Source organism: Streptomyces sp. NPDC043867 (assembly GCF_056435845.1).
Window position 1 is genome coordinate 65460 of sequence record NZ_JBWKDS010000012.1, and the last position, 22441, is coordinate 87900.

At 73.7% G+C, this 22441-nt stretch carries 20 protein-coding genes; 11 read left to right on the plus strand and 9 right to left on the minus strand.

All coding sequences use genetic code 11. The features are described from left to right. Nucleotides 1-101: 101 nt before the first annotated feature. Genes AC069T_RS14430 through AC069T_RS14440 form a run of 3 tightly spaced genes read right to left on the minus strand, consistent with a single transcriptional unit; the run spans nucleotide 102 to nucleotide 3726 of the window. A complete protein-coding gene (locus AC069T_RS14430) occupies nucleotides 102-917 on the minus strand; it encodes a hypothetical protein (RefSeq protein ID WP_478783044.1) in 816 nt (271 codons plus the stop codon). Further along, nucleotides 917-2182: a VWA domain-containing protein gene (locus AC069T_RS14435; RefSeq protein WP_478783045.1), complete on the minus strand. Its 1266-nt coding sequence runs from the start codon at nucleotides 2180-2182 to the stop codon at nucleotides 917-919. Before AC069T_RS14435 ends, AC069T_RS14430 begins: the two co-directional genes overlap by 1 nt. A gap of 32 nt (nucleotides 2183-2214) precedes the next feature. Then, on the minus strand, nucleotides 2215-3726 hold the full coding sequence (locus AC069T_RS14440; protein WP_478783046.1) for an IucA/IucC family protein: 1512 nt from the start codon (nucleotides 3724-3726) through the stop codon (nucleotides 2215-2217). 142 nt (nucleotides 3727-3868) lie between these two features. Between AC069T_RS14440 and AC069T_RS14445 the strand changes: the two genes are divergently transcribed. Beyond that, a complete protein-coding gene (locus AC069T_RS14445) occupies nucleotides 3869-5434 on the plus strand; it encodes an IucA/IucC family protein (RefSeq protein WP_478783047.1) in 1566 nt (521 codons plus the stop codon). A 40-nt stretch (nucleotides 5435-5474) separates the two neighbouring features. Continuing rightward, nucleotides 5475-6398, plus strand: a complete 924-nt coding sequence (locus AC069T_RS14450; protein WP_478783048.1) for a HipA family kinase — start codon at nucleotides 5475-5477, stop codon at nucleotides 6396-6398. Between the two features lie 89 nt (nucleotides 6399-6487). On the opposite strand, the gene aceB is transcribed toward AC069T_RS14450, so the two are convergent. Together aceB and AC069T_RS14460 are read right to left on the minus strand one after the other, a co-directional pair. Then, nucleotides 6488-8113, minus strand: coding sequence for a malate synthase A (aceB, locus tag AC069T_RS14455; RefSeq protein ID WP_478783049.1), 1626 nt, complete (start codon nucleotides 8111-8113; stop codon nucleotides 6488-6490). 270 nt (nucleotides 8114-8383) lie between these two features. Continuing rightward, entirely contained in the window at nucleotides 8384-8983 is a 600-nt protein-coding gene (locus AC069T_RS14460; protein ID WP_478783050.1) for a nucleotidyltransferase family protein, read from the minus strand. Nucleotides 8984-9194: 211 nt separating this feature from the next. Between AC069T_RS14460 and AC069T_RS14465 the strand changes: the two genes are divergently transcribed. Continuing rightward, nucleotides 9195-9509: a DUF5955 family protein gene (locus AC069T_RS14465; RefSeq protein WP_478783051.1), complete on the plus strand. Its 315-nt coding sequence runs from the start codon at nucleotides 9195-9197 to the stop codon at nucleotides 9507-9509. A gap of 126 nt (nucleotides 9510-9635) precedes the next feature. Here AC069T_RS14465 and AC069T_RS14470 read toward each other — a convergent pair whose 3' ends face one another. Further along, nucleotides 9636-10448, minus strand: a complete 813-nt coding sequence (locus tag AC069T_RS14470; RefSeq protein ID WP_478783052.1) for an IclR family transcriptional regulator — start codon at nucleotides 10446-10448, stop codon at nucleotides 9636-9638. A gap of 254 nt (nucleotides 10449-10702) precedes the next feature. Here AC069T_RS14470 and allB point away from each other — a divergent pair, with 254 nt between their 5' ends. Both allB and alc read left to right on the plus strand, forming a co-directional pair. Next, the gene (gene allB / locus AC069T_RS14475; RefSeq protein WP_478783053.1) at nucleotides 10703-12040 is read left to right on the plus strand and encodes an allantoinase AllB; all 1338 of its coding nucleotides are present in this window, start codon (nucleotides 10703-10705) and stop codon (nucleotides 12038-12040) included. Between the two features lie 62 nt (nucleotides 12041-12102). Then, complete coding sequence (gene alc / locus AC069T_RS14480; RefSeq protein WP_478783054.1) at nucleotides 12103-13242, plus strand: allantoicase; 1140 nt, start codon at nucleotides 12103-12105, stop codon at nucleotides 13240-13242. 879 nt (nucleotides 13243-14121) lie between these two features. Here alc and AC069T_RS14485 read toward each other — a convergent pair. Continuing rightward, entirely contained in the window at nucleotides 14122-14895 is a 774-nt protein-coding gene (locus AC069T_RS14485) for an SDR family oxidoreductase (protein WP_478783055.1), read from the minus strand. Nucleotides 14896-14990: 95 nt separating this feature from the next. On the opposite strand from AC069T_RS14485, the gene AC069T_RS14490 reads away from it, so the two are divergent. Continuing rightward, a complete protein-coding gene (locus AC069T_RS14490) occupies nucleotides 14991-15806 on the plus strand; it encodes an AIM24 family protein (protein ID WP_478783056.1) in 816 nt (271 codons plus the stop codon). A gap of 103 nt (nucleotides 15807-15909) precedes the next feature. Continuing rightward, on the plus strand, nucleotides 15910-16518 hold the full coding sequence (locus AC069T_RS14495) for a dihydrofolate reductase family protein (RefSeq protein WP_478783057.1): 609 nt from the start codon (nucleotides 15910-15912) through the stop codon (nucleotides 16516-16518). Here the strand turns inward: AC069T_RS14495 and AC069T_RS14500 are convergent. Next, the gene (locus tag AC069T_RS14500) at nucleotides 16512-16709 is read right to left on the minus strand and encodes a hypothetical protein (protein ID WP_478783058.1); all 198 of its coding nucleotides are present in this window, start codon (nucleotides 16707-16709) and stop codon (nucleotides 16512-16514) included. The genes AC069T_RS14495 and AC069T_RS14500 overlap by 7 nt on opposite strands. Nucleotides 16710-16967: 258 nt before the next feature. On the opposite strand from AC069T_RS14500, the gene AC069T_RS14505 reads away from it, so the two are divergent. The 3 genes from AC069T_RS14505 (at nucleotide 16968) to AC069T_RS14515 (ending at nucleotide 20257) form a co-directional block, all read left to right on the plus strand. Beyond that, nucleotides 16968-18206: a sensor histidine kinase gene (locus AC069T_RS14505; RefSeq protein WP_478783151.1), complete on the plus strand. Its 1239-nt coding sequence runs from the start codon at nucleotides 16968-16970 to the stop codon at nucleotides 18204-18206. A gap of 150 nt (nucleotides 18207-18356) precedes the next feature. Then, nucleotides 18357-19418 (plus strand): hypothetical protein, encoded by a 1062-nt coding sequence (locus AC069T_RS14510; protein ID WP_478783059.1) that lies wholly within the window; start codon nucleotides 18357-18359, stop codon nucleotides 19416-19418. A 167-nt stretch (nucleotides 19419-19585) separates the two neighbouring features. After that, the gene (locus tag AC069T_RS14515) at nucleotides 19586-20257 is read left to right on the plus strand and encodes a response regulator (protein WP_478783060.1); all 672 of its coding nucleotides are present in this window, start codon (nucleotides 19586-19588) and stop codon (nucleotides 20255-20257) included. A 182-nt stretch (nucleotides 20258-20439) separates the two neighbouring features. Here the strand turns inward: AC069T_RS14515 and AC069T_RS14520 are convergent, their stop codons facing one another. Next, the gene (locus AC069T_RS14520; protein WP_358851544.1) at nucleotides 20440-21456 is read right to left on the minus strand and encodes a Gfo/Idh/MocA family protein; all 1017 of its coding nucleotides are present in this window, start codon (nucleotides 21454-21456) and stop codon (nucleotides 20440-20442) included. Between the two features lie 128 nt (nucleotides 21457-21584). On the opposite strand from AC069T_RS14520, the gene AC069T_RS14525 reads away from it, so the two are divergent. Beyond that, nucleotides 21585-22322, plus strand: coding sequence for a GntR family transcriptional regulator (locus AC069T_RS14525; protein ID WP_478783152.1), 738 nt, complete (start codon nucleotides 21585-21587; stop codon nucleotides 22320-22322). Nucleotides 22323-22441 lie beyond the last annotated feature (119 nt).

Below are 22441 nucleotides of genomic sequence, written 5' to 3' on the forward strand. Positions count from 1 at the left end.
AGGAGCCCGGACGCCCCCCCCCCCCCCCCCCCCCCCCCCCCCCCCCCCCCCCCCCCCCCCCCCCCCGGGCCCGGCGTCTCCTGCGGGGAGGCTCCGGCGGGTCAGGCGCCCGGCGGTACCCGGGACGGCCGGCCCGAGCCGCGCGTCAGCGTGTACCCCCCGACCCCGGCGAGCGCCGCCAGGACGCCCCCGGCCGCGGTCCACGCCCACCGGTCGGTCCACCAGCCGGAGGCCCACCCGTCGTCGGGCTCGATCGACGACAGCACGGCCGTCGGCGAATCGGAGTCCTCGCCGGACCGCTCGGAGGCCGTCGCGATCCCCGGGACGAGCGGCCGGCCCAGCGACCCGTCCACCGCGGCGGAGCCGCCGATGTCCTTGGCGTCGACCCGGACCTCCGCGTCGACCGGGAGCCCCAGGTCGGACACCTGGAGGTCCAGGACGGTCAGCCGGACGTAGTACGTGCCGGGCAGCGGGTCGTTGGCCCACGTCTCGGACCAGGCACGGACCGTGCGCAGGGTGCACGACAGTTCCACCGTCGCCGCGTCCTGCGCGGCCGTGCGCGTCTGCGCCCCGTACTGGCACGCCTGCCGGCGCCGCAGCCCGTCGTACACGTCGATCTGCCAGGTCTGGGCGGCGTGCCGGGTGGACGCCTCGGGCAGCTTCACCGTCGCCTTCACGGTGGGCCGCTGGCCGGCGTCCGCCGGGTACGACCAGTACAGGTAGTCGCCGGTGGACCCGCCGGCCGTGGCGTCCTGACCCTGGTCGACCTCGGTCGCCGTACGGAACGACGTACCGGCCTCCGTGGGCGCGTCACCGTCGGCCGACGGGCTCGCCGAGGGCGTGGAATCGGCGAGCGCCGGGGACACGGCGACGCCGAGCATGAACAGTGCCGCGGTCAATACACGTGCGATACGCATCAGTTGGTCCTCCAGACCGCGACCCGCCAGCGGGAGATCCAGCCCCACAGCACACCCGCGAGGAAGCCGGTGAGCACCAGGGCGCCGAGCAGCCACCAGCCGCGCCCGAGCCCGAAGGCGGCCACGTCGTCCGCTCCGTCGGGCCCGTCGACGACGTCGACCGTCAGCTCGAGGGGCAGGCCGGGCGAGGTCTTCACGCCACCGGCGGCCGAGAAGGAGTGGGACACCTGGAGGCACACGGCCTCGGCGGGCGCGTCCTCGTCGTCGCTCTCGGCCTTCGGGTAGCGCAGACCGGTCGACACGACGTCGGTGCGGCCGTTGCCCGCCGCCTCGCCGCGGACGATCTCCCGCCCGTGCACGGTCACGGCGCGCAGCAGCACCCCGTGGTCCGGGTTGACCTGTCGGTCGGCGGCCACGCTCACGGAGGCGCGCAGCTCCTTGCCGGGCTCGACGTCCACGCGGTACCAGCGGTGCTGCCCGAACTCCTCGCGGTCGGTGTAGAGGCCGGACTTCAGCGTCGGCGCCTTCGCGCAGGCGTCGGCGCCGTCCACGGCGACCGGCGTCACCACCGGGTCGGCGGCCCGCTCCACCAACTGGCCGACACGGTCGGACAGTTCCTCCTTGTGCCGGACGGAGGTGTACGTGCCTCCGGTGGCGTCCGCGATGCAGCTGAGCTGGTCGCGGGTCTTGGCGTCGGGCACGAGCCCGAGCGTGTCGATGGTGAGACCGATGCCCTTGGCGGCGATCTCGCGGGCCACTTCGCAGGGGTCCAGCGGCTGGCAGGTGTCCTCGCCGTCGCTGATGAGGACGATGCGCCGGGTGCCGTCACCGCCGTCCAGGTCGGTGGCCGCCTTGCGCAGCGCGGGCCCGATCGGCGTCCAGCCGGTCGGCGCGAGCGTCGCGACGGCGGTCTTGGCCTCCGTCCGGTCCAGCGGTCCGACCGGGTAGAGCTGTTCGGTGTCCTTGCAGCCCGTCTTCCGGTCGTCACCGCGGTAGTTGGCACCGAGCGTGCGTATGCCGAGCCGGACCTCCTCGGGTGTCGCGTCGAGCACCTCGTTGAAGGCCTGCTTGGCCGCGGCCATCCGCGACCCGCCGTCGATGTCCCGGGCCCGCATCGAACCGCTGACGTCCAGCACGAGTTCGACCTTGGGAGCGGCCTGCTCCGCCGGTTCACCGGCGGCCGCTGTGGCCGGGAAGGCGGCCCCGGCCGTCAGGGCGGCGAGCAGGGCGCAGATTCCCGCCGCCAGCCGTTGTCTTGTGATCATCGGCGGATCCTATTGAGCAAAGGTGCCGCGCTTCAAAACGAGCGGGTGGCGGCGCCCGCGCCGGAGACCGGGTTGGGCAGCAGCGCCCACAGATCGCCGGAGGTGTCAGGGGACAGCCGCATCAGGGTCAACGCCTTTGTGGGCAGCGGCTCTTCGAGCAGTGCGACGAGATCCGGGGTGCGCGGCAGGTCCCGTACGGCGGTGGACAGGGCCTCGCGCAGCACGGCGGAGGAGCCCGCCGTCGCGCCGAGCGCGCCGCCGACGAGCGAGCCGAACAGCTTGCGGCGCAGGGCGGTCTCGTCGTCCGTGACGATCCGTCCGGACAGCTCCGGCGCCGGGATGCCGTGGCGGGCGAGGCGGGCCGGACTGACCCGGATGTCGGCGAGATCCCGGTAGACGAGCCGCAGCGGGGCGCCCGCGGGGGAGAGGACGACGAGGAGGTTCTGGCCGTGCGCCTCCAGGGCGACGCCCAGGTCGAGCAGGCGCAGACAGGCGGTCAGCGCGAGCCGGGTGAGATCGGCGAGCCAGGCCGCCGACCGGGGCAGCCCGGTGGTCGCGAGTGCGGCCACCGGGACGACCCGCTCGCCCTCGCGCGCGTACGTCTCGGGGGACTCGCGCACCACGGCGGCCAGGTCCGGGAACCCGGAGGTGGCCGCGCCGAGCGTGCGGGTGACGTCCAGCAGGCCGTCCGTGCGCGCCGCGACGCTCTCCATGAACGCCGAGACGGTCTCGGACGTCGTGATCGAATAGACCGAGATGTCCCGCACGGAGGAGGTCAGCCGCGCGCTCAGGGCGGTCTTGACGTGCGGCCCGTCCGGGAGGGCGAGCGTGCGCAGCGACATCAGCGGATGGGCGACGGGCCCCTTGTGGCTCGGGGTGTCGAGCACGTGATCCGCCTGCCAGGGGTGGACCGGGATCAGGACGCGCCCGCCGTCCCGCAGCCAGTCCGGCCACTCGCCGGTGACGAGACAGTCGTCCACGGCCGCCGACCGCAGCTCCACCAGCGGCCCGTGCTCGGGCCCGTACGCGAGCTGCTCGGCCACCGAGAATCCGGGCCGGGAACGGCAGTTGGGGTGGTACGGGTGGCCGTCCACCACCCGCTGCTCCCACTCCCAGCCGGTCTCCGCGGGCCGGTCCGCGGCCGGCCGGCCCGCCCGCGACAGCGCCAACGAGACCACGCTGTGCGCGAGTTCGGCGGCGAAGTCTTGCCCGTGAGCCACCCCCAGGGCGGTCATCAGCTCGTCCGGACGGTCGTACGGCCGCCCGTCGAGCCGGACTTCGGGCGCGTACGCGGTGGTCGCGTACGGGTCGGCGAGCGGCCCGCACAGCCGGCGCCCGTCGGCGAGCCGGACCGTGACGTCGTCGCGGCCCTGCTCCCGGCCGTCGACCCACGGCAGCGGCTCATGGACCAGCGCGCGCCACAGCCGCGACAGGACGGCCGCCCGCGCACCCGGCAGCCCCGCCGCGTACGGCGCCGACAGATCGGGGCGTACGGCGTCCAGGTCGGCGGCGAACTCGGCCTCGGGCCGGGAGGGACGGTGCACGGTCGGGCTCCTTGGGTACGGGGACGGCGTCGCGACCACCGGCGACGGACGACGGACGGACCGCCCGTGCGCACGCGCGCTGATCACACACGGTCATACTGATCACCGGAGAACAGTGCACCGTACGGAACGTGGGGAACGAATGGACGGCGTGGATCCCCTGCACCCCCGGCCCTCCCCGGACGACATGGCGGAGGCGGCCGACGCGTATGCCGCCGCGCCGCTGCTCAATTGTCTGCTGCGCGAGGCCGCGGAGCCCGCCGGAGCTTCCGGCGTGTACCGGCTCCGCGGCTGCGGCCGGCTGCTGCGGGTCCGCGGCACCCGCCGGCCCGCGTGCCCCGAGGTCCGCGCGAACGGCGCCTGGCACCGGCTGACCCACGCCGAACTGGTGAAACTCACGGCCGAGGAGCTGCGCCGCCTCACCGGCCTGTCCAACTCCGAACTGCCCGCCGAGATGACCGACAGCCACGACGCGGTCGCCGCGCTGCTCGCCGCACGCGCGGGCACGCAGCCGCCCGAGGACCTGTACCGGCGCTCCGAGCAGTCCCTGGTCACCGGGCATCCGCACCACCCCGCCCCGAAGGCGCGCGGCGGCGGTCCGGTCGCCGCCTGGCTGCCGTACGCGCCCGAGGCGTACGCCCGGTTCCCGCTGGAGCTGCTCGCCGTGCGTGAGGACGCGGTGGCCGAGGACGGCGACCCGGCGGCACTCGACGCCCTCGGCACCGCCCCGGCCGGCTACCGGCTGCTGCCCGCGCACCCCTGGCAGCTCGACCTGGTCGCCGCCCGCCCCGAGATCCGGGACGCCCTCGCGGACGGCCGGCTCCTGCGCCTCGGCCGCACCGCCCGCCCGCTGTGGCCCACGGCCGCCGTGCGCACGCTGTACGCCCCCGGGGACGACCTCTTCCTCAAGTTCAGCCTCGACGTGCGCATCACCAACGACATCCGCCGCCTGTGGCGCCACGACCTGCTGAGACTGCGCCGCACGGACGCGGTGGTCACCTCCGCGTTCGCCGCCCTGGACGGGCCCGCCGCCTGGCTGTCCGACCGGGGCTACCGCACCGCGGACTTCGCCTTCGAGGAACTCGCCGTCCTCGTCCGCGACGGGCTGCGCGAGCACGTCCTGCCCGGCGCGACACCGCTCCTCGCGGCCGCCCTGGTGGAGGGGTTCGACGGCAGCCCCCTCGACCGGACCGAGGACCCCCGCGCCTGGTGGGCGGCATACCTGCGCCAGGTCGTGCCGCCGGTCCTCGACGCGTTCGCACGCCACGGTGTCGTCCTCGAAGCGCATCTGCAGAACACGCTCGTCGCCGTGGACGCGGACGGCATGCCCGTGCAGGCGCTGTTCCGGGACGCGGAGGGCGTCAAGCTGCTGGGCGAGGTGTCCCGCGCCGCGGGATGGGAGCGGCTCGTGTACTGCCTGCTGGTCAACCACCTCACCGAACTCGCGGCCCTGCTCGCGGAACGGCACCCGGGCACCGACCCGTGGCCCGCCGTACGGAGCGAGCTGACCCGCTACGACACGGAGCACGGCCTCCCCGAGATCCGCGAACTCCTCGCCGCCCCCGCCCTCCCCGGCAAGACGAACCTGCTGCTGCGCTGGACGGGCGCCGACGGCGCCGACGCCCGCTATCTGCCGCTCCCGAACCCGCTGGCCCGGGACACGTCCGGCGGCCCGCCGGAGAACGCCTCCGGTCCGGGCCCCGGATAATGCCCACGGCCCCCGCGACCGGCTGATCTACAGTTGCCGTGTGCTGCGCGAAGTGACCGCCGTCCGATACGTGACCCCGCTGCGGGCGGGCGGCTCCGTGCCCGGAGTCGTCGAGGCCGACGACCTCGGGACGTACGTCGTGAAGTTCACCGGCTCCGCGCAGGGCCGCAAGGCGCTGGTCGCCGAGGTGATCGTCGGGGAGCTGGGCCGTGCCCTCGGCCTCAGGATCCCCGAGCTGGTCCTCGCGCACTTCGACCCCGCGGTCGCCGCGCACGAACCGCACCAGGAGGTCCAGGACCTGCTGCGTGCCAGCGCCGGACTCAACCTCGGCATGGACTACCTGTCGGGCGGCCGGGACTTCACTGCGGAGATCGCCGCGGAGTTCCCCGTCGACCCGCTGGAGGCGGGCCGGGTGATCTGGCTGGACGCCCTCACGGCCAACGTCGACCGGACGGTGCACAGCTCGAACCTGATGGTCTGGCCCACGCTCGGCGTCGCACCGCCCCGTCTGTGGCTGATCGACCACGGCGCGGCCCTCGTCTTCCACCACCGCTGGGACGCGTCGGCGCCGGAGAAGGCCTACGACTTCCGCCACCACGCGCTCGGCGCCTTCGCGCCGGACCTGCGGGCGGCCGACGCCGAGCTCGCCCCCCGGGTGACCGAGGAGCTGCTGCGCACCGTCACGGCCGAGGTGCCGGACGTCTGGCTCGCCGACGAGCCCGGTTTCACCGGCCCTCAGGAGGTCCGCGAGGCCTACGTCCGCTATCTCGCCGCCCGCGTGCGGGCCTCCGCCGCCTGGCTGCCCACCGGCTTCCCGACCCGGGAACAGCTGGCCGCCGAGGACGCCCGCCGCGCCGCCAGGACGCGGCGGGGCCGTCCGGACTGGCTGAAGCGGGTCCCGGACCTGCACGGCAGACCGGCCGCCGAGCAGGACTGGTCCGTGCACCTCGAAAGGAAGCCCTGACCCCGTGACCCCACCGGAGAGGTGACCCGCGGACCCGACCGTGCCCCCGGTGCTGTGCGGTACCGGGGGCGCAGTGCCGTGCGGGGGAGTCAGCCGACGAGCCGCTCGTACGCCGGCAGGGTCAGGAAGTCCGCGTAGTCCTCGTCCAGGGACACCTGGAGCAGCAGGTCGTGGGCCTGCTGCCAGTTGCCGGCGGCGAAGGCCTCGTCACCGATCTCGGCCCGGACGGCGGCCAGTTCCTCGGCGGCGATCCTGCGGGCCAGCTCGGGTGTGGCCTTCTCGCCGTTCTCGAACTCGACGCCCGCGTTGATCCACTGCCAGATCTGCGAGCGGGAGATCTCCGCGGTCGCCGCGTCCTCCATCAGGTTGAAGATCGCGACCGCGCCGAGACCGCGCAGCCAGGCCTCGATGTAACGGATGCCGACCTGGACGGCGTTGACCAGACCTTCGTACGTGGGCCGGGCGTCGAGCGAGTCGATCGCGATCAGGTCGCCTGCGGCCACGGACACGTCCTCGCGCAGCCGGTCCTTCTGGTTCGGCCGGTCGCCGAGGACCTTGTCGAAGGACTCCATGGCGATCGGGACCAGGTCGGGGTGCGCGACCCAGGAGCCGTCGAAACCGTCGCCCGCCTCACGGTCCTTGTCCGCCTTGACCTTCTCGAAGGCGACCTTGTTGACCTCCTCGTCGCGGCGCGAGGGGATGAAGGCGGCCATGCCGCCGATCGCGTGCGCGCCGCGCTTGTGGCAGGTACGCACGAGGAGTTCGGTGTACGCCCGCATGAACGGAGCGGTCATCGTGACCGCGTTGCGGTCCGGCAGGACGAACTTGGCACCGCCGTCACGGAAGTTCTTGACGATCGAGAAGAGGTAGTCCCAGCGGCCCGCGTTCAGTCCGGAGGCGTGTTCGCGGAGTTCGTAGAGGATCTCCTCCATCTCGTACGCCGCCGTGATCGTCTCGATCAGGACGGTCGCGCGGACGGTGCCCCGCGGGATGCCGAGGTGGTCCTGCGCGAAGACGAAGACGTCGTTCCACAGGCGCGCCTCCAGGTGGGACTCCGTCTTCGGCAGGTAGAAGTACGGGCCCTTGCCGAGGCCGAGGAGCCGCCGCGCGTTGTGGAAGAAGTACAGGCCGAAGTCGACGAGCGCGCCGGGGACGGGCGTGCCGTCGCCGTCCACGAGATGGCGCTCGTTCAGGTGCCAGCCGCGCGGACGCATCACGACGGTCGCCAGTTCGGCGTTGTCCTTCAGCGCGTACGACTTGCCGGTGCGCTCGTCCGTGAAGTCGATGCGGCGCTCGTAGGCGTCGGTCAGGTTGAGCTGGCCGAGGATCACGTTCTCCCAGGTGGGAGCGGAGGCGTCCTCGAAGTCCGCTAGCCAGATCCGGGCGCCCGAGTTGAGGGCGTTGATCGTCATCTTGCGGTCGGTGGGGCCGGTGATCTCGACCCGGCGGTCGTTCAGCGCGGCCGGAGCGGGGGCCACCTTCCAGGAGTCGTCCGCGCGGATCGCGGCGGTCTCCGGGAGGAAGTCGAGCGTGGAGGTGCGGGCGATCTCGGCGCGGCGCTCCGCACGGCGGGCCAGGAGCTCCGCGCGCCGGGGCGTGAACAGCCGGTGCAGCTCGGCCACGAAGGCGAGGGCCGCGTCGGTGAGGACCTCCTCCTGCCGGGGCAGGGGCTCGGCGTCGACGATGGCCAGCGGGGACGGCGCTGGTGCGGACATGAGCTGTCACTTCCTTCAGCGAGCTACGTACGAGGGGGTTACGGCTTCTCACGCGGTACGGCTTCTCACGAACCACCCGAGCGAACCACGTGCGGAGCGCCTACGCCGCGGCACTGGGTGCCAGGGGCCCAGGGTGCGGCGGACGGCGCCCTCGGAACAACCAGGCGCTTCTGAGCAGTGGATACTAGTTTCCTCATGGCGGAAGTTCAATGGTTTGTTGATGTCGAGATTCTCCGGGTCGACAGAAGGTGGCGCTCGGTGCCACCCCGTTCACTCCAGGTGGACGAGGTCCGCCTCGGTGTCGATGTCGTACGCCTGCGCCACGTCACCGCACTCGACGAGCGTGATCTCGTCCCGGTGGGCCGCGAGGTAGGCGCGCGCCCCGCGGTCCCCGGTGGCGGACGCGACGACGCCCGCCCAGTGCCCGGCGCCGAACAGCACCGGATGGCCGCGCTCTCCGCCGTACGAGGCCGCGGCGAGCGTTGCCGGCGACGCGTACGCGGCGAGGACCCGGGCCACCGCCCGGGGTCCGATCCCCGGCTGGTCGACGAGTGAGACCAGGGCCGCCCCGGCTCCGCTGTCCGCCAGCGACCCGAGGCCGGCGCGCAGCGACGTGCCCATCCCGGCCTCCCACTCGGGGTTGTCCACAAGCACGCACCCGTCCAGCGCGGCCCGCTCCCGGACGTCGGCCGCCCGCGCCCCCAGCACCACGTGGACGCGGCTGCACCCGCCCGCCCACAGGACATCGACCGCGTGTTCGACGAGCGGGCGTCCGCGGTGCGACAGCAGCGCCTTGGGCCGGCCCCCGAGCCGGCGTCCGCCCCCGGCCGCCAGCAGCAGGCCCGCGACCCGTTCCTTCTTCTCCGTCATCCCCCCTGCATACCCGACGCCACGCGGGCCCGCCCCGCAACCGTGCGGGGCGCGGGATGTCCGCGCGGCGAATTTCCGTCCGTGGAGTGGCGCCCGCCGTACCGGGTGGCGTTTACTGGCCCGCGCCCCCGGCGTCCGGCCCGTGCCGCGGGGGGAGTTGGAGCCGAGGGGACGCGGGACGTCGCACAAGGGCGTGCGAGGGGGGAGAGCTGTGTTGCGGAGCCTGGGGCAGAAACCGGTGGCCGGCAGCGACGAGGATCCGAGGGTGGCGGAACTGCACTGCGCCGTCTCGCGGCTGCGTCGTGAACTGGCCGCGCTTCCCGCCGAGTTCCCCGACCGCTGCACAGCCGAGGACGAGCTCGCGGCGCTGGCCGCCATGGCCGTCGGCGGCGCTCCCGAGGTCGTGCGACTGCGGCGCGCCCTGCTCCTGATCGCCGGCGCCATCGGCTCGGTCAGCGCCCTGGCGGCCGGCCTCGCCGACGTGCGCAGAGCGGTGGAACTCTTCGGGGCGCCGCCGGGGCGGTAGGGGCGCGCAACCCCCGGAATGCGCCCCCGGGTTGCGCAATCCCCGGGCTGCGCCACACCCCGGGACGCGCCACCGCGCCCGGCTCGGTGAGGCGGGCGCGGTGGGGGAGACGGGGGCGGGATCCGGTCAGGCGGGCGGGCCCGCGCTCGTCAGGACCTCCGACAGCTCCGTCGCCACCTGCTGGAGCACGGGGACGATCTTCTCCGTGGCGGCCTCGGTGACGCGGCCCGCCGGGCCCGAGATCGAGATCGCGGCGGCGGTGGGGGAGTTCGGTACGGAGACCGCGAGGCAGCGGACTCCTATCTCCTGCTCGTTGTCGTCGACCGCGTAGCCGATCCGGCGGACCTCCTCCAGTGCGGCGAGGAAACCGTCCGGCGTGGTGATCGTCTTCTCCGTGGCGGCGGGCATGCCGGTGCGGGCCAGCAGTGAACGCACCTCGTCGTCGGGCGTGTGCGCCAGCAGGGCCTTGCCCACCCCCGTGGAGTGCGGCAGCACCCGGCGGCCGACCTCGGTGAACATCCGCATCGAGTGCTTGGACGGCACCTGGGCGACGTAGACGATCTCGTCCCCGTCGAGCAGCGCCATGTTCGCGGTCTCCCCGGTCTCCTCGACCAGCCGGGCGAGGTGGGGACGGGCCCAGGTGCCGAGGAGCCGCGCCGAGGACTCGCCGAGGCGGATGAGCCGGGGGCCGAGCGCGTAGCGCCGGTTGGACTGCTGGCGCACATAGCCGCAGGCGACCAGTGTGCGCATCAGGCGGTGGATGGTGGGCAGCGGCAGCCCGCTGCTCGCGGAGAGCTCGCTCAGACCGACCTCGCCCCCCGCGTCCGCCATCCGTTCGAGCAGGTCGAAGGCGCGCTCGAGGGACTGGACGCCACCGCTGGCGGCGGAAGACTTGGCGGCGGCTTGTGCGGGGGCGTCGCTGGCGCTGGACGTCGGCACGGCGCGGTCCTTTCAAGGGCAGGCAGGCAGGGACGCAGCCTACCCGGCGGTCGGTCGACCCCCCGGTTGTGCGTAGCTACGTTCTGCTTCCTGAAATTGTAATTCCGCCTTGTGGAAACGTACAGAGTGGGGCGGGCCGGGCGCAGAGTGGAGAAGGGGGCCCTTGACGGCGCGGGAGCGGGAGTGAAGACTCCTTCAACAGAACGTTGAATTCCGTCCCGCGGAAGTGAACAGCGGCAGAGAGAGGGGTCCGGGTGTCCGACGTCGAACTGGTGCTGCGCTCGACACGCGTCATCACGCCCGAGGGGACGCGCGCCGCCTCGGTCGCGGTCGCCGCCGGGAAGATCACGGCCGTACGCGCGCACGACGCCGAGGTACCGCCCGGCGCCCGGCTGGAGGACTTCGGCGACGACGTCCTGCTGCCCGGCCTCGTCGACACCCACGTGCACGTCAACGACCCCGGCCGCACGGAGTGGGAGGGCTTCTGGACGGCGACGCGCGCCGCGGCCGCCGGTGGCATCACCACCCTCGTCGACATGCCGCTCAACTCCCTCCCGCCGACCACCACGGTCGGCAACCTGCGCACCAAGCAGGACGTCGCCCGCCCCAAGACGCACATCGACGTCGGGTTCTGGGGCGGTGCCCTGCCCGACAACGTCAAGGACCTGCGGCCCCTGCACGACGCGGGCGTCTTCGGCTTCAAGGCGTTCCTCTCGCCCTCCGGCGTGGACGAGTTCCCGGAGCTCGACCAGGAACAGCTCGCCCAGTCCCTCGCGGAGATCGCCGGCTTCGGCGGGCTCCTCATCGTGCACGCCGAGGATCCGCACCACCTCGCCGCGGCCCCGCAGAAGGGCGGCCGCAAGTACGCCGACTTCCTCGCCTCGCGCCCCCGGGACGCCGAGGACACCGCCATCGGGAACCTCATCGCGCAGGCGAAGCGGCTCGACGCGCGCGTGCACGTGCTGCACCTCTCGTCCAGCGACGCCCTGCCGCTGATCGCCGCGGCGAAGGCCGAGGGGGTGCGGATCACCGTGGAGACCTGCCCGCACTACCTCACCCTCACCGCCGAGGAAGTCCCGGACGGAGCCAGCGAGTTCAAGTGCTGCCCGCCGATCCGCGAGGCCGCCAACCAGGACCTGCTGTGGCAGGCGCTCGCCGACGGCACCATCGACTGCGTGGTCACCGACCACTCGCCCTCCACGGCCGACCTCAAGACCGACGACTTCGCCACCGCGTGGGGCGGCATCTCGGGCCTCCAGCTGAGCCTGCCCGCGGTGTGGACGGCGGCCCGCACCCGCGGCCACGGCCTTGAGGACGTCGTCCGCTGGATGTCGGCCCGCACGGCGCGGCTCGCCGGACTGAGCCAGAAGGGCGCCATCGAGGCGGGCCGCGACGCCGACTTCGCCGTCCTCGCCCCGGACGAGACGTTCACCGTGGACCCCGCCCGGCTCCAGCACCGCAACCGGGTCACCGCGTACGCGGGCAGGACCCTCAGCGGCGTCGTCAAGTCCACCTGGCTGCGCGGCGAACGCATCGTGGCCGACGGCCGCTTCACCGAGCCGGCCGGGCAGCTTCTCGCCCGGCACCCCTGACCGACTCCGCGCGCCCGCACCCGCAGCGGCCGACTCCCGACCGAAAGGCAGACCTGATCATCGTGACGGCGATTACCGGCTTCACCGGCGACGCGAACCCCTACGGGGGCGGCGACCCGTACGCGGACTACCGCAGCGCCGACCTCCCCTTCACCCAGTACGCCGACCTCGCCGACCGCCGGCTGGGCGCCGGTGTCATCGCCGCCAACGACGAGTTCTTCGCCGAGCGCGAGAACCTGCTGGTGCCCGGACCCGCGGAGTTCGACCCCGAGCGCTTCGGGCACAAGGGCAAGATCATGGACGGCTGGGAGACCCGCCGCAGGCGCGGCGCCTCGGCCGGGCACCCGTGGCCGACCGCCGAGGACCACGACTGGGCCCTCGTCCGCCTCGGCGCCCCCGGTGTCGTACGCGGCGTCGTCGTCGACACCGCCCACTTCCGCGGCAACTACCCCCAGGCGGTCTCGGTGGAGGGCACCTCGGTCCCCGGCTCCCCGTCCCCCGCGGAACTCCTGGGCGACGACGTGAAGTGGACGACGCTCGTCCCCCGCACGCCGGTCGGCGGCCACGCGGCCAACGGCTTCGCGGTCTCCGTGGAACAGCGCTTCACCCACCTGCGGGTCAACCAGCACCCGGACGGCGGCATCGCCCGCCTGCGGGTGTACGGCGAGGTCGTGCCGGACCCCGCGTGGCTGTCCGTACTGGGCGCGTTCGACGTCGTCGCCCTGGAGAACGGCGGCCAGGTCGAGGACGCGTCCGACCGCTTCTACTCGCCCGCCACCAACACCATCCAGCCGGGCCGCTCCCGCAAGATGGACGACGGCTGGGAGACCCGCCGACGCCGCGACGACGGCAACGACTGGATCCGCTACCGGCTGGCCGCGCAGGCGGAGATCCGCGCCATCGAGATCGACACGGCGTACCTGAAGGGCAACTCCGCGGGCTGGGCCTCGGTCTCCGTCAGGAACGACCCCGACGGCCCCGGCGACGCGGACGGCAAGGGCGGGTGGACGGAGATCCTCCCGCGCACCCGCCTCCAGCCCGACACGAACCACCGCTTCGTCCTCGACGGGCCGGCCGTCGCCACCCACGCGCGCGTGGACATCTTCCCCGACGGCGGCATCTCCCGGCTGCGGCTCTTCGGCTCCCTCACGGAGAAGGGCACCACCCGCCTCACGACCCGCCACCAGGAACTGGGCGGCTGACCGCAGCATTCCGGCCACTCCGGCGTTCGAGGAGCGGGGTCCGTGGCGGAGCCCCCGGCCCGGAGAGGGGCATGGGCGCGGGGCGAAGAATCCCTGCTTGAGCCGGGGCTGGACACCGCCCGGAGCGGCGCCGAGCGGCACGCCCGAAGCGGGGCCGAGGGGCACGTCTCGGCCGGACCCCGGCGCGGCTCTCCGGGGGTCGGTCGAGCCGAGCGGCGCGCCCGGAGCGGGACTGAGCGCACGCCCGGAGGGGCAGAGCGGCGCACCCCGCGCCGGAACCGGCGCGGCCCCCAGGGGTCGGCCGAGCCGAGCGGCATGCCCGGAGCGGGGCCGAGCGGCATGCCCCGGCCGGACCCGGCGCGGCCTCCCGGGGGTTGGCCGACCGAGCGGCACGCTCCCGGCCGGACCCCGGCGCGGCTCTCCGGGGGTCGGTCGGGCCGAGTGGCACGCCCGGAGCGGGGCTGAGCGCAAGCCCGGAGGGGGAGAGCGGCACACCCCGAGCCGGAACCGGCGCGGCCCCCAGGGGTCGCCCGGGCCGAGCGGCATGACCGGAGCGGGGCCGAGCGGCATGCCCCGGCCGGACCCCGGCGCGGCTCTCCGGGGGTCGGTCGAGCCGAGCGGCACGCCCGGAGCGGGGCTGAGCGCACGCCCGGAGGGGGAGAGCGGCGCACCCCGCGCCGGAACCGGCGCGGCCCCCGGGGGTCGGTCGGGCCGAGTGGCACGCCCGGAGCGGGGCTGAGCGCACGCCCGGAGGGGGCCGAGCGGCACACCCTCGGCCGCACCCGGCGCCGCCCCCCGGGGGTTGGCCGACCGGGCGGCACGCCCGAAGCCGGTCCGAGCGGCACGCCCGGCCGGATCGAGCGACCCCCGGGGGTCGGCCTACGCGGCGTGTCCCCCGTCCACGGAGAACTCGGCGCCGGTGACGTAGGCGGCCTCGGCTCCGGCGAGGAACGTCACCATCGCCGCCACCTCACCGGCGGAGCCGAACCGTCCCACCGCGGTCATCGCCACCTGTCCCGCCGCGAACGGTCCGTCCGCCGGGTTCATGTCGGTGTCGACCGGCCCCGGATGGACGATGTTCGCGGTGACACCCCGCTCGCCCAGCTCCCGGGCGAGCGCCTTCGTCAGCCCGACCAGCGCCGACTTGCTCATCGCGTAGAGCGTGCCGCCCGGGCCGGGCACCCGCTGCGTCATGCACGTGCCGACGGTGATGATCCGCCCGCCGCGCTCCATGCGCGCGGCCGCGGCCCGGGACGCCAGGAAGGCCGCGCGCACGTTCACGGCGAGCACCCGGTCGACGTCCGCGAGGGACAGCGAGTCGAGCGGGCCGAGCACCCCGATTCCCGCGTTGTTGACGAGCACGTCGATCCGTCCGAACGCCTCCGCGATCCGGTCCACCGCTCCTGCGGCCTCCGCCGCGTCCCCGGAGTCCGCCCGCAGGGCGAGCCCGCGGCGCCCGAGTGCCTCCACCTCCCGTACGACGGCCTCCGCCGCCTCCTTGCCCCGCACATAGGTGATCGCCACGTCCGCGCCCTCCCGGGCGAGCCGCACCGCCGTCGCCGCGCCGATACCGCGGCTCGCGCCGGTCACCAGGGCCACCTTGCCGCGCAGGGACTCCCGCGCGGTCGTCGTCTGTGAAGTCGTTGTCGTCATGGGTCCATCCCAGCGGGCGGGCGGTCCCGGTGCTGGCGGCGAACGGACACCGACCTGTGCGGAACTCTCACCTCCGTTTCCTGCGTTCCCTCTTCGTGACCCTTCAGCTAGAGATCGTCGGCAACGCCATGCAGATGGCGGTCGTGAACCTGACCCCCGGCCAGACCGTGTACTGCGAGGCCGGGAAGTTCCTCTTCAAGACCACGAACGTGACCATGGAGACCCGTCTCTCCGGCCCCTCGGGCGGCGGTGGCGCTCAGCAGTCCGGCCCGGGCGGCGGCATGGGCGGCATGCTGCGCCAGGCCATGGGGACCGCCATGCAGGCCGGCCAGCGCGCACTGGCCGGCGAATCGCTGGCGTTCCAGTACTTCACCTCGACCGGCGGCGAGGGCACCGTCGGCTTCGCGGGCGTGCTGCCGGGCGAGATGCGCGCCCTGGAGCTGGACGGCACGCGCGCGTGGTTCGCCGAGAAGGACGCCTTCGTGGCCGCCGAGTCGACCGTGGACTTCGGGATCGCCTTCCAGGGCGGCCGGACCGGGCGCAGCGGCGGCGAGGGCTTCGTCCTGGAGAAGTTCACCGGCCGGGGCACGGTGATCATCGCCGGCGCGGGCAACTTCATCGACCTGAACCCCGCCGACTTCGGCGGCCGCATCGAGGTCGACACCGGCTGCGTCGTCGCCTTCGAGGAGGGCATCCAGTACGGCGTCCAGCGCATCGGCGGGCTCAACCGGCAGGGGCTGATGAACGCCGTCTTCGGCGGTGAGGGACTCTCGCTCGCCACCCTGGAGGGCAACGGCAGCGTCATCCTCCAGTCCCTCACCATCGAGAGCCTCGCCAACGCGCTGAAGAAGGCGCAGGGCGGCGACAAGCAGGGCCCGACGGCAGGGGTGTTCTCGCCGAACGCGGGCTGAGCGGCCGCCCGGCCGCCGTGCCGCGGCCGACCGATGAGTTGCGGGTCCCGGCGGGGTCTGCCCTGATGACAGCAGACCCCGCACGTGGAAGAAGGCATCCGTCATGGGCAAGCTCACCCTCACCTCCTTCGTCACCCTCGACGGCGTCCACCAGGCCCCGGGCGGCCCCGATGAGGACCGCAGCGACGGCTTCGAGCAGGGCGGCTGGAGCGTGCCGTTCGGGGACGAGGACTTCGCCCGGTTCGTCACCGGGGTCTTCGACCGCGCCGACGCCTTCCTGCTGGGCAGGCGGACGTACGACATCTTCGCGAGCTACTGGCCGAAGGTGACCGACCCCGCCGACCCGATCGCCTCCCGGCTGAACTCGCTGCCGAAATACGTCCCCTCGTCGACCCTCACCGATCCCGAGTGGTCCGGTACGACCGTGCTCGGCGGAGACCTCGCCGAGGAGGTGACCGCCCTCAAGGAGAGCACAGCGCGCGAACTCCAGGTCCACGGAAGCGGCGCGCTCGCCAGGTCCCTGCTCGCGCTCGGCCTGGTCGACACGGTGCACCTGCTGACCTTCCCGGTCGTCCTCGGCGCTGGCCGCCGCCTCTTCACCGACGGCGCAGTCCCCACCGCGTTCCGCCACACGGGCGGCAGCACCACCGGCACGGGAGTCACGCTGCACACGTACGAGGCGGCGGGCCGTCCGGAGTACGGCAGCTACTGACTCTCGGCGGCCGCGAACAGGGCGAACGAGAGGACGAGCAGCGCGACGCTCGCACAGATCTCGTACCCGTCGAGGAGACCGAACCGCTGCACGAGGCCCCAGCCGTGCAGGAAGCCGGTGACCTCCTGCACCAGGCCCATGGAGCCCTGCACCAGGGCGACGAAGCCGAGAACCTCCAGTATCTGTTTCACCCCCAAATCCTCGCCCCGCGGACCCCTCGCCTTCATCGGCCGTGGGGCGGGGTGCGGGCGACGGAAGGCGGGACCCGCGCCGGACATGCGCGACCGAAGCATGGCCGCGCCCGGCGGAAACCCGCCGAAAGTCGCAGCCCCTGCGACTTTGGTGGACGATCACGCCCGCGACCGGGTGCGGGCACCCGCACCTGCGTAGATTTGTCGACCGTGAGTGAGAGAAATCCGGCGTCCGCGTCGCAGGGGACACCGGAGCGGATGGTGCCGGCCCCACGCCCCCTGCCGGGCCCGCGGTGGCTGCTGCCGTCCGCCCTGACCGCCGAACTGGAAGCCGGCCGCACCGGACGGTCCGGACGTCCGCGCCGTACCGTGCGCGACTGGCTCGTCGACTTCGGATGCTTCCTGCTGGCCGTGGGCATCGGCCTGCTGGCCGCGGACACGGTGACCGGCGACCCCAACACCCCGCACGGCGTCGCCGTCGCCGACCAGTGGCTCGGGGCGCTGGCCTGCGCGGCGGTCTGGCTGCGCCGCCGGTGGCCCCTCGGGCTCGCCGTGGCGATGATCCCTGTGGGGCTGTTCTCCAACACCGCGGGCGGCGCGGGCATGATCGCCCTCTTCACCCTCGCCGTGCACCGCCCGTTCACGTACGTCGGCTGGGTCGGCGGGGCGTCACTGGCCCTCATCCCGTTCTTCTTCTGGCTGCGCCCCGATCCCGACCTGCCCTACGCCGCCGCGGTCGCCCTCGCCGTGCTCGTGACCGTCTCGGTGGTCGGCTGGGGCATGTTCGTACGGTCCAAGCGGCAGCTCCTGCTCAGTCTGCGGGACCGGGCACGGCGGGCGGAGACCGAGGCGGAGCTGCGGGCCGAGCAGGCGCAGCGGCTCGCCCGGGAGTCCATCGCGCGCGAGATGCACGACGTGCTCGCCCACCGGCTCACGCTGCTCAGCGTGCACGCGGGAGCCCTGGAGTTCCGGCCGGACGCCCCGCGGGAGGAGGTCGCGCGGGCCGCCGGGGTGATCCGGGAGAGCGCGCACGAGGCGCTGCAGGACCTGCGGGAGATCATCGGCGTCCTGCGGGCGAGCGAGGGCGGTGACGCCTCGGGGCGTCCGCAGCCGACGCTGGCCGCGCTGGTCGCCCTGGTCGCCGAGTCGCGCGACGCCGGTATGAAGGTCGTCCTCGACCACCGGGTCACCGACCCGGCGGGCGTCCCCGCCTCCATCGGGCGCACCGCCTACCGCATCGCCCAGGAGGGGCTGACGAACGCCCGCAAGCACGCCCCCGGCGCGGAGGTCACGGTGTCCGTCGCCGGCGCTCCGGGCGACGGGCTCACCGTCTGCGTACGCAACCCCGCGCCGCCGGGGGCCGTCCCGCCCGTCCCGGGTTCCGGACAGGGGCTCATCGGCCTGACCGAGCGGGCGACGCTGGCGGGCGGCCGCCTCGAACACGGCGCCGCGGAGGGCGGGGCCTTCGAGATCCGCGCCTGGCTGCCCTGGAGCTGACCACGCCCGGCCCGGCGGTCCTGCGGGGGCGCGCGGAGTGTTTCCGGGGCGCGTGCCGGACCAAGGTACGCAACCTCATGTCGTGGCGCCCGTGAGGCAGTTGACTGGGTCCCCAGCAGCAGGCACATGCGCAGCGGGAGGGACCACAGCGTGACGTTCGGGGGAAACAATCCGTACCAGCCGCCACCGGGGCCGTACCAGCCACCATCGGGGCCGTACCAGCCGCCACCGGGGCCGGGACCGTACTCGCCGCCGCAGGGAGGGTGGCCCCCGCACCCGGGGCCGTACGTCCCGCAGCAGACCGGGTGGCCGCCCCCTCCCGGACCGTACCCGCCGTACCTCCCGCCGCGGCCGCCCCTGACCGCATGGCAGCGGCTGCGTGAGGACGAGTGGCCCCCGCTGCGGGAACTGGTCGCCGGCAGGATCAGCGGCTGCGCCTGGTCGCTGCTGCTGATCCCGTGCACCTGGGCCGTGTTCCTGCCCGTGGTGCTGGGCTACCCGGTGGCCCGTTCGGCCCGTCGCAGCGCCCGGCGGATCTTCCCCTCGCGCGGTCACCGCCGTATCGAGGACGCCGACATCATGCGGGTGCAGAAGACCCGTGCCTGGCTCGCCACCCTCATGTCCGTGGTGATCCTCGTCGCGTACGGCAAGCCGGAGGACATGGCCAAGGTGCAGCAGCAGTTCATGCTCCGGCTGCTCGTCACTCCCTGGCTGCTGCTGCTGAGTACGCCCGTCGTCGTGGCGGTGCTCTTCCGCTGGGCCTCACCGGCCGCGAAGCGGAGCATGCGGGTGCGGCTGCGGGCGGCGGGAGAGTCGGCGGCCTGGTACATCGCGGCCTTCACCGCGGTGCCGATGGTCAGCGTGGTGGCGTACGGCGTCGAGCAGGTCGCCGGACCCGACGTGGCCGGCTGGACCATGATCGTGCTGATGGTGCCGATGCTCTGGGTGCTGCTCTTCGTCGTCTTCGCCACCGGCCCCGCCGTGCGGAGCGCCTTCAACACGGCGGCCGTGCACGCCGCGCTGCCCGCCCTGCTGACCGGCGTCCTGGTGTGGGAGTTCGCGGTCATCGGGCTGATCATGGGAGGACTGCCGTCCGGCCCGCCCCTGATCAAGGTCTGCTCCCTCCTCGGCGGACCGGCGTCCGTGACGGCCGTGGTCTGGTGGGAGATCGGCCGGCTGCGCACCCGCTACGGTGTCGCCCTGCGCGGCTGAGGCGACGAGGCGGCCGGTAGGCGACGCGGCGGCCGGCTCCCGGCTTCGTGGGTTCCTTCCCGGGCAGGGACCCATGAGGCATCGGGGTCCCTGCCCGGGAAGGGACCCCACCAGGCATCGGGCCGAACCGGTGCGGTCCGGCGCGGCGGCCTCACTACGGTAGGGCCATGACTGCCATCCGACTGCTCCTCGTCGACGACGATCCCCTGGTACGGGCCGGCCTGTCCTTCATGATGGGCGGCGCCGACGACATCGAGATCGTCGGTGAGGCCGCCGACGGCGGCGAGGTCGCCGCGCTCGTCGACCGCACCCGGCCCGACGTCGTCCTGATGGACATCCGGATGCCGACGGTGGACGGGCTCGCCGCCACCGAGCAGCTCCGCGGCCGCAAGGACGCACCCCAGGTGATCGTCCTGACCACCTTCCACGCCGACGACCAGGTGCTGCGGGCGCTTCGCGCGGGCGCGGCCGGGTTCGTCCTCAAGGACACCCCGCCCGCCGAGATCCTCCAGGCGGTACGACGGGTCGCGGCGGGCGACCCGGTGCTCTCGCCCGCCGTCACCCGCCAGTTGATGGAACACGCGGCCGGAGCGCCCGCCGACACCCGCAGGCTGGCCGCCCGCCCCCGGATCGGCGCCCTCAACGACCGCGAGCGCGAGGTGGCCGTCGCGGTCGGCAGGGGCGGCTCGAACGCCGATATCGCCGCGGAGCTGTTCATGAGCGTCGCGACGGTCAAGACGCACGTCTCCCGCATCCTCGCCAAGCTCGGTCTCAACAACCGTGTCCAGATAGCCCTGTTGACGTACGACGCCGGCCTCCTCGAAAGGGACACCCCCTAGGGCCTGTCGTTTGGATCATGCCGGCGTCGCGGGGTCTGGCACGCACATCTGCGGCGTTGTCGTCGGTCGCCGACGCTCCGCGTCGACTCCCTCCTCCGCCTTGCAGCTGCACGCGCCAGACCCCGCTCGGGCCGGTCAGGACGAACCGTCGGTCACAGCCAGCCTGATCCAAACGACAGGCCCTAGTTGCCGTCCCGCCCGCCCGGGATCTCCGCCAGGCGTACCGGGCGGTGTTCGAGGCGGGACAGTTCGCAGGCCTCCGCGATGCGCAGGGCGTGCAGGGCCTCGCGGCCGTCGCACGGGTTGGCGCGCTCACCGCGCACCACCTCGACGAAGGCGGTGAGTTCGGCCTCGTACGCGGGCCCGAAGCGCTCCAGGAAGCCGGTCCACGGCTTGTCCGCGGCCGGCGGCCCGGCCGGCTCGGTGGAGGCGATCGGCGTACGGTCGTCGAGGCCGACGCCGATCTGGTCCAGCTCGCCTGCCAGCTCCATGCGGACGTCGTAGCCGGCGCCGTTCAGCCGGGTCGCCGTCGCGGTGGCCAGCGTGCCGTCGTCCAGGGTGAGGACGGCCGCCGCCGTGTCGATGTCGTGCGCCTCGCGGAACATCGCGGGCCCCGCGTCGGACCCGGTCGCGTACACCTCGCTCACCTCGCGGCCGGTCACCCACCGCACGATGTCGAAGTCGTGGACCAGGCAGTCCCGGTAGAGCCCGCCGGAGAGCGGGAGGTACGCGGCCGGGGGCGGCGACTGGTCCGACGTCATCGCCCGGATCGTGTGCAGCCGCCCGAGCCGGCCGGCGCGCACCGCCTCGCGTGCGGCCGCATAGCCCGCGTCGAAGCGCCGCTGGAAACCCAGCTGGAGGACCGTTCCGGCCGCGTCGACCTCGGCGAGCGCGGCCAGCGTGCCCGGCAGATCGAGGGCGATGGGCTTCTCGCAGAACACCGGCAGTCCGGAGCGTGCCGCCCGCCCGATCAGTTCGGCGTGGGCCGAGGTCGCCGCAGTGATCACCACGGCGTCCACGCCCCAGGTGAAGATCTCGTCCGTGCTGGGAGCCGCCGTCGCACCGAGCCGGTCGGCGAGTGCGTGCGCCCGCGCGGGATCCGCGTCCGTGACGATGAGGGAGCCGACCTCGCGATGGCGGGTGAGAGCGGTCGCGTGGAATGTGCCGATACGACCCGTTCCGATAAGTCCGATGCGCATGGGAACAAACTGAAGGCGCACCCGGCGCCCTGTCAATGGTTTGTCCTGACAATCGAACTTCACAACTTCCCGTCATCTTCTCCCGGAGCTACGCTCGGCCCGTGCCGAAACCAGATGTGGATCCGACCGTGTCGCTCCAGCTCAGCGTCGACCGCAGCAGTCCGGTCCCGCTGTACTTCCAGCTGTCCCAGCAGCTGGAGGCCGCGATCGAGCACGGAACCCTGACCCCGGGCAGCCTCCTCGGCAACGAGATCGAACTCGCCGGACGGCTCGGCCTGTCCCGGCCCACGGTCCGGCAGGCCATCCAGTCCCTCGTCGACAAGGGCCTGCTGGTGCGCCGCCGCGGCGTCGGCACCCAGGTCGTGCACAGCCAGGTCAAGCGCCCCCTGGAGCTCAGCAGTCTGTATGACGACCTGGAGGCGGCGGGACAGCGGCCGGCCACCCGGGTCCTGCACAACGTCGTCGAGCCGGCGTCCGCCGAGGTCGCCGCCGCGCTCGGTGTCGCCGAGGGCAGCGACGTGCACCGCGTGGAACGGCTCCGGCTCGCGCACGGCGAGCCGATGGCGTACCTGTGCAACCACCTGCCCCCGGGGCTGCTCCCGCTGGACAGTGATCGGCTCGAGGCCACCGGCCTGTACCGGCTGATGCGCGCCGCGGGCATCACCCTGCACAGCGCCCGCCAGACCGTCGGCGCCCGCGCCGCCACCGCCGAGGAGGGCGAGCGGCTCGGCGAGCCCGCCGGTGCGCCCCTGCTCACCATGCAGCGCACCACTTTCGACGACACCGGCCGGGCGGTCGAGTTCGGGTCGCACACCTACCGCGCCTCGCGCTACTCCTTCGAGTTCCAGCTCCTCGTGCGGCCGTGAAGTGCCTCGGGAGCGTCGCGGGGCGCGCTCCGGGTGCCGGTGAATCTCAATCGTAAGAATGTTCAGACAAACCCATTGACGGGTGCGCGGACCCGGAGCTAGAACTCCCCTCAGCCGCA

Bases quoted from the DNA above. Each gene is read 5' to 3' on its own strand.
- AC069T_RS14430 (WP_478783044.1), bottom strand. From the start codon at position 917: ATGCGTATCGCACGTGTATTGACCGCGGCACTGTTCATGCTCGGCGTC.
- AC069T_RS14435 (WP_478783045.1), bottom strand. From the start codon at position 2,182: ATGATCACAAGACAACGGCTGGCGGCGGGAATCTGCGCCCTGCTCGCC.
- AC069T_RS14445 (WP_478783047.1), top strand. From the start codon at position 3,869: ATGGACGGCGTGGATCCCCTGCACCCCCGGCCCTCCCCGGACGACATG.
- aceB (WP_478783049.1), bottom strand. From the start codon at position 8,113: ATGTCCGCACCAGCGCCGTCCCCGCTGGCCATCGTCGACGCCGAGCCC.
- AC069T_RS14460 (WP_478783050.1), bottom strand. From the start codon at position 8,983: ATGACGGAGAAGAAGGAACGGGTCGCGGGCCTGCTGCTGGCGGCCGGG.
- AC069T_RS14485 (WP_478783055.1), bottom strand. From the start codon at position 14,895: ATGACGACAACGACTTCACAGACGACGACCGCGCGGGAGTCCCTGCGC.
- AC069T_RS14495 (WP_478783057.1), top strand. From the start codon at position 15,910: ATGGGCAAGCTCACCCTCACCTCCTTCGTCACCCTCGACGGCGTCCAC.
- AC069T_RS14505 (WP_478783151.1), top strand. From the start codon at position 16,968: ATGGTGCCGGCCCCACGCCCCCTGCCGGGCCCGCGGTGGCTGCTGCCG.
- AC069T_RS14515 (WP_478783060.1), top strand. From the start codon at position 19,586: ATGACTGCCATCCGACTGCTCCTCGTCGACGACGATCCCCTGGTACGG.
- AC069T_RS14520 (WP_358851544.1), bottom strand. From the start codon at position 21,456: ATGCGCATCGGACTTATCGGAACGGGTCGTATCGGCACATTCCACGCG.